This window comes from Mycobacterium stomatepiae (genome assembly GCF_010731715.1).
Lineage (GTDB): Bacteria > Actinomycetota > Actinomycetes > Mycobacteriales > Mycobacteriaceae > Mycobacterium > Mycobacterium stomatepiae.
On record NZ_AP022587.1, the window covers coordinates 4,853,609 to 4,867,315 of the forward strand.

Here is a 13,707-nt window from a genome sequence, read left to right on the forward strand (position 1 = left end):
CTAATTTGGTAGGCAGTGGCCATACGCGCATCGTCGCAAATTGTCATTGAGGCGCCTCCGGACGTGATCATGGAGGCGCTGGCGGACGTGGACGCCGTGCCCTCGTGGTCTCCGTTGCACAAGCGGGTCGACGTCATCGACAGATATCCTGACGGCCGGCCACACCACGTGCGGATGACGATCAGAGTCAGTGGCATCGCCGACACCGAAATGGTCGAATATTACTGGGGCCCAGATTGGATGGTCTGGGATGCGCAGAAGACCTCTCAGCAGCATGCCCAGCATGGCGAGTACAACCTGGAACGTGGGGGCGACGACAAGACCCGGGTACGGTTCAGCCTCACGATCGAACTCAGGGTCCCGCTGCCGGGTTTCTGGGTGCGCTCGGCCGGCAACAAGATCCTCAACGCCGCGCTGGAGGGCCTGCGAAAGCGCGTGATGGGCGACGAGGACGCTACCCAGATTTGAGCGCGGACAGCCTTCTGATCGCCTCGTCAAGAGTGTCGTCCCGCTTGCAAAAGGTGAAGCGCACCAAGTGATTCCACAGATCGGCATGTGGTGCGGCCGGGTCGCAGAAGGCTGACATCGGAATAGCCGCTACGCCAACCTTTTCCGGTAATGCCGCGCAGAACGTCGTGCTGTCGTCGAAGCCTAATGGGCGCGGGTCGGCGCACAGGAAATAGCTGCCGTTGCTGTCGTGGACCGCGAAGCCGATGTCGGCGAGGCCCGCGGCCAGGCGGTCGCGTCTGGCCTGCAGCGAGCGCCGCAGCTCGTCCACCCAGGCGTCCTCGGTGTCCAGCGCCAGCGCGACCGCCGGCTGGAACGGCGCACCGCCGACGTAGGTCAGATACTGCTTCGCGGCACGCAACCCGGCGATGAGTTTCGCTGGGCCGCAGGCCCATCCGATCTTCCAGCCGGTGCAGTTGAACATCTTGGCCGCACTGGAGATCGTGACGGTGCGTTCGGCCATGCCGTCGAAACCGGCTAGCGGCAGGTGTCGATGCTCGTCGAACACCAGATGTTCGTACACCTCGTCGGTGATCACCAAAAGATCCGCCGCGACCGCGATCTCGGCGATGGCCTCCAGTTCGGCCGTGCTCAGCACGGCGCCGGTCGGGTTGTGCGGCGAGTTGACGATGAGCGCTCGGGTCGCCGGCGTCACCGCCCGGCGTAGTGCGTCGATGTCCAGCGCGAAGCCGCGGCCGTCGGCGACCAGCGGCACCGCGGCGCGCCGCGCGCCGGCCATCGCGACCACCGGTGAGTAGGAGTCGTAGAAGGGCTCGATCAGCAGCACTTCCGAGCCGGGCTCGACCAGGCCGATGACTGCCGACGCGATGGCCTCGGTGGCGCCGACCGTCACCAGCACCTCGGTGTCGGGGTCGTACTCGATGCCGAAATGCCGCTTGCGCTGTGCGGCGACCGCGTGGCGCAGCGGCGCGATGCCGATCCCCGGCGGGTACTGGTTGACGCCGTCGGCGATCGCGTCCTGCGCGGCCTTCAGCAGCGCCGGGGGACCGTCTTCGTCGGGAAAGCCCTGACCCAGGTTCACCGCGCCGATCCGCGCGGCCTGTGCCGACATTTCGGCGAACACCGTGGTTGCGTAGGGCCGCAATCGCGACACCGTCATGGTCGTCGAGCTTAGGCGGGGTGGGTCATCCCTCTCGCCGCGAGTGCGCGGCGAGACGCACGTTCGGCAGCCAGTGTGCGGCTGGACGTTCACTCGGGCGGATCCGGACCAGTGTTGCCGACCAGCACCAGCTGGCCAACCAACAGGTTGGCCGGGAGCCCCTGTTAGGGTGCACATAGACGGACCGAAACCCCATTTGTGAACAGGAAGTCGACATGTCCGAAGAAGCTTTTGTCTATGAAGCCATCCGCACACCACGCGGGAAGCAACGCAATGGATCGCTGAACGAGGTCAAGCCGCTGAACCTGGTGGTCGGCCTGGTCGAAGAGCTGCGCAGGCGCTTCCCCGACCTGGACGAAAATCTGATCAGCGACGTTGTGCTGGGCGTGGTGTCGCCCGTTGGTGACCAGGGTGCCGACATCGCTCGTACCGCGGTGCTGGCGGCGGGCCTGCCCGACACCGTCGGTGGCGTGCAGCTCAACCGGTTTTGCGCGTCGGGCCTCGAGGCCGTCAACACCGCCGCGCAGAAGGTACGGTCCGGCTGGGATGACCTGGTCTTGGCCGGTGGCGTTGAGTCCATGAGCCGGGTGCCCATGGGGTCTGACGGCGGTGCCATGCTCACCGACGTCCCGTTCACCTATGACAACTACATCGCACCGCAGGGCATCGGCGCGGATCTGATCGCCACCATTGAGGGCTTCAGCCGCGACGACGTCGACGCCTACGCGCTGCGCAGCCAGGAGCGTGCGGCCGCGGCGTGGTCGGGCGGTTACTTCGCCAAGTCCGTGATCCCGGTTAGGGACCAGAACGGGCTGGTCATCCTGGACCACGACGAGCACATGCGGCCCGACTCCACCATCGAGGGTCTGGGCAAGCTCAAGACCGCGTTCGACGGCATCGGCGAGATGGGTGGCTTCGACGACGTGGCGCTGCAGAGGTACCACTGGATCGAGAAGATCAACCACGTCCACACGGGCGGCAACAGCTCCGGCATCGTCGACGGCGCCGCGCTGGTGCTCGTCGGCTCCGAGGCCGCCGGCAAGTCGCAGGGCTTGACCCCGCGGGCGCGTATCGTGGCCACCGCCACCAGCGGCGCTGACGCGACGATCATGCTGACCGGCCCGACCCCGGCCACTCGGAAGGTGCTGGACCGCGCGGGTCTGAGGGTTGAGGACATCGACCTGTTCGAGCTCAACGAGGCGTTCGCCTCGGTGGTGCTGAAATTCCAGAAGGATCTCAACATTCCCGACGAGATTCTCAACGTCAACGGTGGCGCTATCGCGATGGGCCACCCGTTGGGCGCCACCGGCGCCATGATCCTGGGCACCATGGTCGACGAACTGGAGCGCCGCAACGCGCGCCGTGCGCTCGTCACATTGTGCATCGGCGGCGGCATGGGCGTCGCGACCATCATCGAGCGAGTCTGAGGAAAGAGCATGGCAGAGAACACCATTCAGTGGGACAAGGACGCCGACGGCATCGTCACCCTGACGCTGGACGACCCCACTGGGTCGGCCAACGTGATGAACGAGCACTACGCCGAGTCGATGCACAACGCGGTGGAAAAGCTTGTCGCTGAAAAGGATTCGATCACCGGTGTGGTGATCACCAGCGCCAAGAAAACCTTCTTCGCCGGCGGTGACCTCAAGGGCATGATCAAACTCGGGCCCGAGGATGCCGGCGAGGCATTCGACACCGTCGAGGCGGTCAAGCGCGACCTGCGGGCCCTGGAGACCCTCGGCAAGCCGGTGGTGGCCGCCATCAACGGCGCCGCACTCGGCGGCGGCCTGGAGATCGCGCTCGCGTGTCATCACCGGATCGCCGCCGATGTCAAGGGAAGTCAGCTCGGATTGCCCGAAGTGACGCTGGGGCTGCTGCCCGGTGGCGGCGGGGTGACCCGCACCGTGCGGATGTTCGGCATCCAGAACGCGTTCATGAACATCCTGTCGCAGGGCACCCGGTTCAAGCCGGCGCAAGCCAAGGAGAACGGACTCGTCGACGAGCTGGTCGGCTCGGTCGAGGAGCTGGTGCCCGCGGCCAAGGCATGGATCAAGGCCAACCCGGATTCGCACACCCAGCCGTGGGATGTCAAGGGCTACAAGATGCCCGGCGGCACCCCGTCCAGCCCGGCGCTGGCCGCGATCTTGCCGTCTTTCCCGGCGCTGTTGCGCAAGCAGCTCAAGGGCGCGCCGATGCCGGCGCCCCGGGCGATTCTGGCCGCTGCGGTCGAAGGCGCCCAGGTCGACTTCGACACGGCCAGCCGCATCGAGAGCCGCTACTTCGCTTCTCTGGTCACCGGTCAGGTCGCCAAGAACATGATCCAGGCGTTCTTCTTCGACCTGCAGTACATCAATTCCGGGGGCTCCCGTCCCGACGGCATCGAGCCGGTCAAGATCAACAAGATCGGTGTGCTCGGTGCGGGCATGATGGGCGCGGGCATCGCCTACGTGTCGGCCAAGGCCGGCTACGACGTGGTACTCAAAGACGTCACCATCGAGGCCGCCGCGAAGGGCAAGAACTACTCGGAAAAGCTTGAGGCCAAGGCACTTCAGCGTGGCAAGACCACCGAAGAGAAGAGCAAGGCGCTGCTGGCCCGGATCACGCCGTCCGCCGACCCTGCCGATTTCAAGGGCGTCGACTTCGTGATCGAGGCCGTCTTCGAGAACCAGGACCTCAAGCACAAGGTATTCCAGGAGATCGAGGACATCGTCGAGCCCAACGCGCTGCTCGGGTCGAACACCTCGACCCTGCCGATCACCGGTCTGGCGACCGGCGTGAAGCGGCAAGAGGACTTCATCGGGATCCACTTCTTCTCGCCGGTCGACAAGATGCCGCTGGTCGAAATCATCAAGGGCGAGAAGACTTCTGACGAGGCGCTGGCCCGGGTGTTCGACTACACACTGGCGATCGGCAAGACCCCGATCGTCGTCAACGACAGCCGCGGCTTCTTTACCAGCCGGGTGATCGGCACGTTCGTGAACGAAGCCCTCGCGATGCTCGGTGAGGGCGTGGAGCCCGCCAGCATCGAGCACGCCGGTTCGCAGGCCGGCTACCCGGCGCCGCCGCTGCAGCTGTCCGACGAGCTCAACCTGGAGCTGATGCACAAGATCGCCGTCGCCAGCCGCAAGGGCGTCGAGGACGCGGGCGGCAAGTACGAGCCGCACCCCGCCGAGGCGGTGGTCGAGAAGATGATCGAACTCGGCCGGCCGTCGCGGTTGAAGGGCGCGGGCTTCTACGAGTACGAGGATGGCAAGCGCACCCGCCTGTGGCCGGGCCTGCGCGAGACGTTCAAGTCCGGCTCGTCGCAGCCGCCGCTGCAGGACATGATCGACCGGATGTTGTTCGCCGAGGCGCTGGAAACCCAGAAGTGCCTCGACGAGAACGTGCTGACGTCGACCGCCGACGCCAACATCGGCTCGATCATGGGCATCGGGTTCCCGCCGTACACCGGTGGTAGCGCGCAGTTCATCGTCGGCTACTCCGGCGCGGGCGGTACGGGCAAGGAAGCCTTCGTGGCTCGAGCGCGTGAGCTGGCGGCTAAGTACGCCGACCGCTTCCTGCCGCCGGATTCATTGACCTAGCCCGGTTTTCTGCTTTAGCGCGTGATCTCAGCTACTCTCCGGTCGGGGGTTCGGCACCACCGACCGGAGAGTATGCAGATGCTCGACGTCCCCGACGGCAACGAAGCAGCGCCGGCTCGCGTTCAAGCGCACCAACCGGGTGCTGACCCTGGTCTGGCGTTTGACGTTCGCGGCCAATTCCGCGTTGGCGTTACCCGGAACGGGTGCGGGCACAGCAGGCGGCCGGCGGCTGGGCCTAGCGTCTGGGCGATCCGCACCGAGGCTTAAACCGTTGCGATGCGATATGGCGGGTCGTCGCAATGGATTAGGTGTCGCGGCGCTGAAAGCAGCAGTACCGCGCCGGGGCTTGCTCGCCGTCCATCTCGCGCTCGTTCCGGCGGACACCAGAGTTCAAGGCCGGGGGCGGTAGCCTGCCTCCATGTCCCAGCCGCCGCCGTTCAGCCCGACCGTTGCGCTGCTCACGGTGGGCCGGGTCTGGGAAGCCGCGTTTGGGGAGGCCCTCAAGCCGCTCGGGCTGACCACCCGGAAGTACGGCCTGCTGGGGCATATCCGCGGAACCCCGGGCATCTCGTTCAGTGAGCTGGCGAGGCGGTCTCGCATCACCGTGCAGAGCGCACATGCCGCGGTGGCTACGTTCGTCGCTGCGGGACTTGTCGATGACAGGACCGCGCACGCGGGATCCGCGTCGCAGCTATCGGTGACTGCCGAGGGCGAGGCGCTGCTCGCGCGCGCCGCCGAGGTCGTGACGCGGCTTGACGCGGAGTTCACTGCCCAGCATCCCGAGTTGACCGACGCGTTGCGCGTGTACGTGGCCCGGGCTGTGTCGAGATCCACAACCTTCAGTTAAACTGAAGGTGTGAAATCCCTGTTGCTCTCCGTCCACGTCGTGGCGGGCATCTTATTTGTGGGCCCGGTGGCCGTGGCTACCAGCCTGTTTCCCCGGTACGCGCCAGTGGCGGACTTACCGGTGGGCGGTCAACCAGCGAAGCGGGGCTTCGAGACCGCCCAACTGCTGCACCGCATCACCCGCGTATACGGAACGCTGGCGCTCCTAGTCCCAATCGTCGGCCTCACACTCGCCATCGTTCAGGGGCGCGTGACCGAGGTCTGGATCATCGTCGCGATGGTGCTCACCGCGTTCGCGGGAGGCCTGCTCGCCCTCCAGATCTCGCCGCGGCAACGGGATGTGTTGGCGCACCCGGACTCGGGCGCCCAGTTGCGCGGCCTCGGCATGCTGACCGGGATCTTCAACCTGCTGTGGGCTGCCGTGGTGGTGTTGATGATCGTGCGGCCCGGATCGAGGTACGCATGAGAGCGTTACTGCGGACGCTCGCGGCCCTCTCGGCACTCGAACTGGTCAGCGTCATCGTCCTTTTCGGCAACCTCGCAACCGTGCACGACCACACGATCACTACCGTCGTGGGGCCGGTGCACGGCGCGATCTACCTTACGGTGGCCGTCACCGCGCTGCTCGGTCGCAACCTTGCGGCGCGGACCAGGATCGGCGCGCTCATCCCGGTGCTGAGCGGTCCCTTGACGATGGTCAACGTGCGGCGAGAGGCGCGCGCGACATGAGCCTGCGGCACTATCTGCGGAGACCACCCGCCGTGTCCGCGGCCGAGGCTATTCGCCTGGTCGAAGAGGGCGCGCTAATCGTCGATGTTCGCCGAGAATTCGAATGGAACCGGGTGCACATCCCTTCGGCGGTGCATATGCCTCTCGAAAAATTGGGCGATCGCTGCCTCGAGCTTCCCGACGATCGGCTGATCATCACCTTCTGTACCGGCGGCATCAGGTCTGGCGGAGCGGCGAACGTATTGGTGGAGAACGGTTTTGACGCAGTCAACATGAGCGGTGGCCTCATCCACTGGCGCGCCGCGGGTGGATCGCTGACGTAGCCGCGGGCTCGCGCCAAGTCGCTCGGCGCGCGAAGAGGTAGTACCACGCGCCGGGGATTCGCCGCTACGTTTAGTCGGCGCAAGCGCTGCTCTCGCGCGCCGATCGGCTGCGGCGGGGCAATGACGCGATGAAATCGGCTAGCAGCCTGGCAAAATCGTCCGGACACTCGACTTGCGGCATGTGGCCAATGCCCTGGAATACGCGAGTCTGCGCATGCGGAAGAACCCGTCGCGGCGAAAAGCTTGCGGGTAGACGGTCAGCATTTGGATTTGATGATGTCGGCGGCGCGCTCACCGATCACCACGCAGGGCGCCATGGTGTTACCGGTTGTCACCCGTGGCAGTATCGAGGCGTCGGCGACCCGCAAGCCTTCGACCCCATAGACCGCGAGATCTGCGTCTACCACCGACATCTGGTCGCGGCCCATCTTGGCGGTTCCGCTGCGGTGCCAATATGTCATCGCCGCGTCGCGTAGGAAGTGATTCATGTCGGAGTCAGTCAAACTGCCCGGCAATGCTTCCCGCTTGACGAAGGGCCGCATTTCCGGTGCACTACCGACTTCCCTCAACGCACGTATACAACGCCTAGCCGCGGCCATGTCATCGGGATGCGACAGGACATTGGCATCCAGGCGAACGGGGTCGCTGCGCTTGGGCCCCGTCAACTGCACAGTGCCGCGGCTCACCGGTCGGGCCAGGGCGCCGAACAGATTCCATCCCGCCTGGGGCAGGCTATAGCGAAGAGCTACTTCGGGACTCGCCAGGGGTGCCACGCCAAACGTCGCGAACAAGTCGGGGTGTTCGATAGTCGGCTCACTCCTCCAGTACATGCTGGCCTCCGGCAAGAAGGTGACGGGTCGTGGTTCGGGTAACTCCCACACGCAGGTGAAACCGATGTGGTCCTGAAAGTTCATCCCCACCCCGGGAAGGTGCTGTGCTATGGGAATCCCAAAGCATCGCAATTGTCTCTCGTCACCAACACCGGAATGCATCAAAACCTTCGGGGTATTGATCGCACCCATCGACAGCACGGCCTCAGCGTTGACGGCGACCCGTTGCACTCCTTCCCGGAAGGAAAACTCGACGCCGACGGCGCGCTGTCGATTGATGATCACCCTGTGCACTGTCGCACCGGTCAGCACGGTGAGGTTCGGGCGGTCCAGGTACGGATACAGGTAGGAGTCGAAAACAGATTGGCGCCGACCCTGTTTGATACGCATATCATTCAGTGCCGCACCAACATTGGCCTCCATCATCAAGCCGTTCAGGCTAGCGAATGACGGTGCGCCGATGCGGCTTGCCGCTTCGACTGCCGCTGCGGCACAAGGGCTGGGGTCTGGTATGGGGGCAACATGGACAAGGCCACCACGTCCGCGATGATCCGGGTCGGCAACGCCCTGCCAGTCCTCGATGCGGCGAAAGATTGCCAACACGGCTGCATGGCCCCAAGCCGGGTCTCCCGACTCGGATGCATAGAAATCCCAGTCACTTCGGTGTCCGTGCACCCACATCATGGCATTGATGGAAGACGCACCGCCCAGGCCTCGACCCATCGACATCGGTAGTTGTCGGCCGTTGACATGCGGGCTGGGTTCGGCGGTAAAAGCCCAATCGCGCTCGGTGCCGAAATTGGTGATCCACAGGCTTGGCTCGCTGACACTGGCCGCGTCCGCGGGTGGTCCCGCTTCCAACAGAAGTACTGTGGCCGAGGGATTCTCGGCGATGCGACGGGCGACAACCGATCCGGAGCTGCCGGCGCCGCAAACGACGAAGTCGTATCCGGACTGAAGCTCCGTGGCCAAACGTCTCTGGTTCTCCTGTGCTCGCACCTCAAAGTCAACGTCGAGCGAATCGCATGTACTCATGCGCTTAGCCAATCCTCGTGTGTCGCTCAGTGATGTCCGGGCGTTCTTCGATGAACTCGCGTCGTCCAACTGACCGGTGCGCGGCGACTGCGATGAGCAGCAACGGCAAAATAGCCAGTGCCATAGAGAGATTCGCAGAGAAGGCGATACCTATCAGAGCTGGGGTTGTCAGCAGTACCAGCATGAATTCCGACAGCCTGCTAACCAGGGGAGTCCACTGTAAGAGCGTCAGGCGCAATACGTTCACGTCACGACACCTTCCCTCAATCAACGATTTCGTGGCGAGGTCCGCTGGCGCTGGGGATCTCGACGTCCGCCGAATCTGGCTGGGAGAACTTCCACGACGACCAAGGTATGGCTCCCCGGACCTGCCGGCTGTACAGCGCGTGCCATTTTCTTGACATTTCGCGCCACCGCCGCGACGCCCTCAGAGGGCTCGAAGATGAAGAGCGAACTCGAAGATGAAGAGCGAAAACGGTTCGGCTGGCTCGCAACCTTGTTGTCAGCACGCGGTCGGGTGCGAGCCTATCCCGCGGCGAGTCCGGCGCGACGGAACTCGCGCGGCGAAGTGCCGAACCAGCGTCGCACCGAACGCGCCAAACAACTTTGTTGCGAATAGCCCAGCGTGGCAGCGATTTCGCCTAACGACAGCGCGGTGTTCGAGAGGTAGTGCTGGGCCCGCTCGCGCCGTACCTCATCGAGCAGCGCTTCAAAGGAGGTGCCCTCGGCGGCGAGGCGGCGCTGCAGTGTTCGCCCGCTGTACCCGAGGTGTGTAGAGACATTTATCCAGGTCGCTTGACCAACCGGCAGCATTCTTGAGATCAGCAAACGGACTTGAGGTACGAGCCCTTCGTCGGCGTCTGACGTCGTATCTTCCAAGTAGCGGGCGATAATTCGTCGCAATTCGCGATCGGTGTTGGGACGCGGCCGCCGTAGGTCGTCGGTTCGCAGGTCAAGACCGCAGAAGTCCGCATCCAGCCGCACGGGACACCCGAAATATGCTCGATAGGTCGCCGGAGCTGCCTGCGCCGCATGGGGAAACGCAACTTCGACGGGACGGAAGTCGGAGCCGGCCAGAAGCTTGAAATTCGAATAGGAGATACCCATCCCAAGTTCGAGTATCTGCGCTGATCGCGTCATTGCTAGCTGGATCGACAGGCGATATCGACTGAGCCCACCACCGATATCGGTGAGGTCGATCTTCAGTGCCGGCGCGTACGAGGGCATGTAATACGCAAGGTCATGCATCGCGGCCAATGCGCTGGCGGAGTGGCGGGCGATCAGCGCGAGCGGACCGAGAATCTCGACCCGTTGCCTGCTGGCCAATAGCAGCCCGAAGTCGGGACGGTCGAGCTTGCGGGCGGTGAGCTCGAGAAGCTCGGACAAGCTGGGTAGGGGAATGAACGAATCGGGATCGTCCGGCCGCGCGTCGTGCAGGCTAACGGCACGCAAGAGGGCTGCTGGGGATCCGCCGAGTTCCTCGACGAGGGCCTCAAAGTTTGTGAGCGCCGACGCTCGTACGAGTTCGTGCATGCTGCCGGACCTACACCCCCTGCGACGGTCAAAACCAATGCGCTCTTACACCAGGCTACGGACTAACCGTGGGCACCGGGGTTCGCTGTCGTCACCGACGTCAAACGACGGCATACTCCTTGTACTCCATCGAGTCGTACAGACGGGCACCGTTGGTGTTCATCTTCGCGATGGCCCTGCTGACACCGGCGGGCAGCATCGAGATCAGCTGTGCGGCACGAGTCAGCCCCCACACACCGGCGCGGGAAGTGGGCACGATCGACTTGGCGGCAGTGCGGGCAAAGGCACGACTGTGCCGGACGGCGTCGGCCATCGCTTTTTCGTAGGACGCGAACGCGTGCGGGTAATCGCCTTTGGCTTGCGCCAATTCACCCGCCAGCACGTAGGCGCCTATCACCGCAAGGCTGGTGCTGCCCCCGACCGCCGGCCCGGGGCAGTACCCGGCGTCGCCCACCAGGGCGACCCGTCCGCGTGACCAAGTGTTCAACTCCAGCTGGATGATCGAGTCGAAGTAGAACGTCGGTGTGTGGTCGAGCTCCGCGACCCAACAGTCCACCGCCGCATCCATCCCGGCGAATCTGCGTCGCAATAACTCCTTCTGTCCCAGGGCATCTCGGTAGTGAATCTGGAATTCTTCCTTGCTGCGGAACATGAACAGCGCACGTGCGTCGTCAAGGGGATGCGCGGTGTAGATCCCCGCCATCCGTCCGGCGCCCATGTGCACCGCCATTTCTCCATTGCGGGCAAGGGATTTCGGCACCGACTCCACCGCCAGGTAGCCACCGAGGAACCTGGTGCGTCCCGCATCCTCGCCGAAGGCCAGACGGTGCACGTTGGAGTGCAGACCGTCGGCGCCGATGACGACGTCGAACGAACGTGGCTCGTTGTGCTCGAAGGTGACGTCACCGTCCACCGAGATGGACGTGATCGAGTCGCCGAAGAGGTATTCGACGTCATCGCAGCCGGCGCGGTAATAGGCCTCGCTGAGGTCGTCGCGCATGATCTCGACGTGCCGATCGGATGACGCGCCGAAGACCTTGCTCAGGTCGACGCGTGCCGGCCGCTTGACGCCCTCGCGATACATGCTCAGCTCGTTCGTGCCGGTGGCGAGCGCCTCGATCTGCGGCAGCACGCCCATCTTTGCCGAGATCTCCATGGCCGGGCGGAACAGATCGACGGCGTGGCCACCGGTCTTACGTAATTGCGTCGCGCGCTCGACGATCGTGACGTCGAATCCGTGGCGAGTCAGCCAGTACGCAAGTACGGGGCCAGAGATGCTCGCCCCCGAGATCAAAATGCGCATGTCGACCTCCTTGAAGTTAGGCGACCCTAACATAGCACTTACCTATCGATAAGTCAGCTAAAATTCTCCGGTGACGAGACCGCGGTCAGATACCCGCCAGCGCATCCAAGAGGTCGCCCGGGATTTGTTCCTCCAGCTGGGCGTGCAGCGGACCAGCCTGCAGGACATCGCTGACCGGTTGGGCATCACCAAACCCGCGCTGTATTACCACTTCACCTCGCGCGAAGAGCTGGTGCGCAGCATCGTGATGCCGTTGATCGAAGACGGCGAGCGGTTCGTCGCCGAGCAGGAAGGCCGTCGCGACATCCATGCCCGCGACTTACTGGAGGGCTACTTCGATTTCCACTATCGGCACCGTCAGTACATCGTGTTGGTACTCACCGAATTGACGATGCTGGCCGACCTCGGACTGATCGACAAGGTACTGGCCTGGCGGGATCGGTTGGGCAAGTTAGTCTTTGGCCGCCGACCCACACTCGCACAGTCCACCCGCGCGGTGGTGGCCTTCGGTGGCCTCCAGGACTGCTGCCTACAGCTTCCGGACACGCCGTACGACGCGCTGCGCGCTAGCGCTGTCGACGCCGCGCTGGCCGCGCTGGGCGTGTGACGCCGGGCTACGTTCCCGCGCCGCTCGCGGTGCTTTGGTCCTGGGCGTTCTGCTGGAAGATGTCGCCCGATGTCTGGCCGTTGTCGTTGACGAAGTTCTCGTCATCATTGTCGACGTTGACAATGCGGGGGCCATCCGCGTCGGTCGCCGCCCCGCCAATGTCAGGTGAACGATCTTGTTTGCGATGCATTCATTTACCGCTCCGTTGCCAGCTGCGGGCTGGGTGCTCTATCGCGATCCGCTGTGAGCGAACGAAGCTTCCCAAGCCGTTCCGGCCTGTTCCGCCGGCGGCTAGAGTCCTCGACTATGCGCTTTGGTCTTTTCATTCCGCAGGGCTGGCGGATGGACCTCGTCGACATCGAACCGGAAAAACACTGGGCGGTGATGCGCGACCTGGCCACCTACGCCGACAACGGCGCGTGGGACTCGCTGTGGGTCTACGATCACTTCCACACCGTGCCGATGCCGACGGGTGAGGCCACGCATGAGGCCTGGTCACTGATGGCGGCCTATGCGGCGACGACGTCACGCATCAAGCTCGGCCAAATGTGCACGGCCATGAGCTATCGCAATCCGGTCTACCTGGCCAAGGTGGCGGCGACCGCCGACATCATTTCCGGTGGCCGCATCCAGATGGGGATCGGTGGCGGCTGGTACGAACACGAGTGGCGGGCCTACGGATACGGATTCCCGTCGGCGGGGGCGCGGCTGGGCCGGCTGGATGAAGGCGTGCAGATCATGCGGGACGCCTGGCGCGACGGCAAGGTCAGCTTCAACGGCAAGCATTACCAGGTTGATGGCGCGATCGTCGAGCCGAAACCATTACAGGACAACGGCATTCCGCTATGGATCGCCGGCGGTGGCGAGAAGGTGACGCTGCGCATCGCGGCGCAGTACGCGCAGTACACCAATTTCACACCGGAGCTCGAGGCCTTCAGGCACAAGTCGCAGGTGCTTGCCGAGCACTGCCGCAACCTCGGCACTGACTTCGACGCGATCGTGCGCTCGGCCAACTTCAGCGCGATCGTCGGCACCTCCGAGGCTGACATCAACGACCGCAAGCAACGGATACGCGAGCGCATTTCCCGCTATGTCCCCGAGACGGCCGCCGATGCGATGCTCTCCGGCGGTTCAGAGGGGGCAACGGGCACGACCGAACAAGTGATCGAGCGGATCGCCAAGGTCCGTGACCTCGGTTGCGAATACGCGATCTGCTACTTCCCCGAGGCCGCGTATGACCGCTCCGGTATCGAGTTGTTCGAGCGCGAAGTCATCCCCGCCCTGAGCTAACCC

Annotated in this window: 14 protein-coding genes; 9 read left to right on the forward strand and 5 right to left on the reverse strand. The window is 64.3% G+C overall.

The genetic code is table 11. The annotated features are described in order from the left end of the window. Window positions 1-15: 15 nt before the first annotated feature. Window positions 16-468 (forward strand): SRPBCC family protein, encoded by a 453-nt coding sequence (locus tag G6N54_RS23140; protein WP_163792339.1) that lies wholly within the window; start codon window positions 16-18, stop codon window positions 466-468. Here G6N54_RS23140 and G6N54_RS23145 read toward each other — a convergent pair. Next, on the reverse strand, window positions 455-1,627 hold the full coding sequence (locus G6N54_RS23145) for a pyridoxal phosphate-dependent aminotransferase (RefSeq protein ID WP_163792342.1): 1,173 nt from the start codon (window positions 1,625-1,627) through the stop codon (window positions 455-457). The genes G6N54_RS23140 and G6N54_RS23145 overlap by 14 nt on opposite strands. Before the next feature lie 215 nt (window positions 1,628-1,842). Between G6N54_RS23145 and G6N54_RS23150 the strand changes: the two genes are divergently transcribed. From G6N54_RS23150 to G6N54_RS23175, 6 genes are all read left to right on the forward strand, one after another. Further along, window positions 1,843-3,054: an acetyl-CoA C-acetyltransferase gene (locus tag G6N54_RS23150; RefSeq protein WP_163792346.1), complete on the forward strand. Its 1,212-nt coding sequence runs from the start codon at window positions 1,843-1,845 to the stop codon at window positions 3,052-3,054. A gap of 9 nt (window positions 3,055-3,063) precedes the next feature. Then, entirely contained in the window at window positions 3,064-5,208 is a 2,145-nt protein-coding gene (locus tag G6N54_RS23155; RefSeq protein ID WP_163792349.1) for a 3-hydroxyacyl-CoA dehydrogenase NAD-binding domain-containing protein, read from the forward strand. A gap of 418 nt (window positions 5,209-5,626) precedes the next feature. Further along, window positions 5,627-6,055: a MarR family winged helix-turn-helix transcriptional regulator gene (locus G6N54_RS23160; RefSeq protein WP_163792352.1), complete on the forward strand. Its 429-nt coding sequence runs from the start codon at window positions 5,627-5,629 to the stop codon at window positions 6,053-6,055. 9 nt (window positions 6,056-6,064) lie between these two features. Then, window positions 6,065-6,520: a hypothetical protein gene (locus G6N54_RS23165; RefSeq protein ID WP_163792355.1), complete on the forward strand. Its 456-nt coding sequence runs from the start codon at window positions 6,065-6,067 to the stop codon at window positions 6,518-6,520. Then, window positions 6,517-6,783: a hypothetical protein gene (locus G6N54_RS23170; RefSeq protein ID WP_163792357.1), complete on the forward strand. Its 267-nt coding sequence runs from the start codon at window positions 6,517-6,519 to the stop codon at window positions 6,781-6,783. The genes G6N54_RS23165 and G6N54_RS23170 overlap by 4 nt, the downstream gene beginning before the upstream one ends. Then, window positions 6,780-7,106: a rhodanese-like domain-containing protein gene (locus G6N54_RS23175; RefSeq protein WP_163792359.1), complete on the forward strand. Its 327-nt coding sequence runs from the start codon at window positions 6,780-6,782 to the stop codon at window positions 7,104-7,106. The genes G6N54_RS23170 and G6N54_RS23175 overlap by 4 nt, the downstream gene beginning before the upstream one ends. 257 nt (window positions 7,107-7,363) lie before the next feature. On the opposite strand, the gene G6N54_RS23180 is transcribed toward G6N54_RS23175, so the two are convergent. The 3 genes from G6N54_RS23180 to G6N54_RS23190 all read right to left on the reverse strand — a co-directional run bounded on the left by G6N54_RS23180 (window position 7,364) and on the right by G6N54_RS23190 (window position 11,807). Beyond that, window positions 7,364-8,908 carry a GMC family oxidoreductase gene (locus G6N54_RS23180; protein WP_443677339.1) on the reverse strand — a complete coding sequence of 515 codons (1,545 nt, stop codon included), beginning with the start codon at window positions 8,906-8,908 and terminating at the stop codon, window positions 7,364-7,366. 588 nt (window positions 8,909-9,496) lie between these two features. Next, entirely contained in the window at window positions 9,497-10,504 is a 1,008-nt protein-coding gene (locus tag G6N54_RS23185) for an AraC family transcriptional regulator (protein ID WP_163792364.1), read from the reverse strand. Between the two features lie 100 nt (window positions 10,505-10,604). Next, a complete protein-coding gene (locus tag G6N54_RS23190) occupies window positions 10,605-11,807 on the reverse strand; it encodes an FAD-dependent monooxygenase (protein WP_163792367.1) in 1,203 nt (400 codons plus the stop codon). Window positions 11,808-11,877: 70 nt separating this feature from the next. Here G6N54_RS23190 and G6N54_RS23195 point away from each other — a divergent pair, with 70 nt between their 5' ends. After that, a complete protein-coding gene (locus G6N54_RS23195) occupies window positions 11,878-12,414 on the forward strand; it encodes a TetR/AcrR family transcriptional regulator (RefSeq protein WP_163792369.1) in 537 nt (178 codons plus the stop codon). 7 nt (window positions 12,415-12,421) lie between these two features. Here the strand turns inward: G6N54_RS23195 and G6N54_RS23200 are convergent, their stop codons facing one another. Beyond that, window positions 12,422-12,604 carry a hypothetical protein gene (locus G6N54_RS23200; protein WP_163792372.1) on the reverse strand — a complete coding sequence of 61 codons (183 nt, stop codon included), beginning with the start codon at window positions 12,602-12,604 and terminating at the stop codon, window positions 12,422-12,424. Between the two features lie 116 nt (window positions 12,605-12,720). Between G6N54_RS23200 and G6N54_RS23205 the strand changes: the two genes are divergently transcribed. Next, window positions 12,721-13,704: an LLM class F420-dependent oxidoreductase gene (locus G6N54_RS23205; protein ID WP_163792375.1), complete on the forward strand. Its 984-nt coding sequence runs from the start codon at window positions 12,721-12,723 to the stop codon at window positions 13,702-13,704. The last annotated feature ends 3 nt before the right edge of the window (window positions 13,705-13,707 follow it).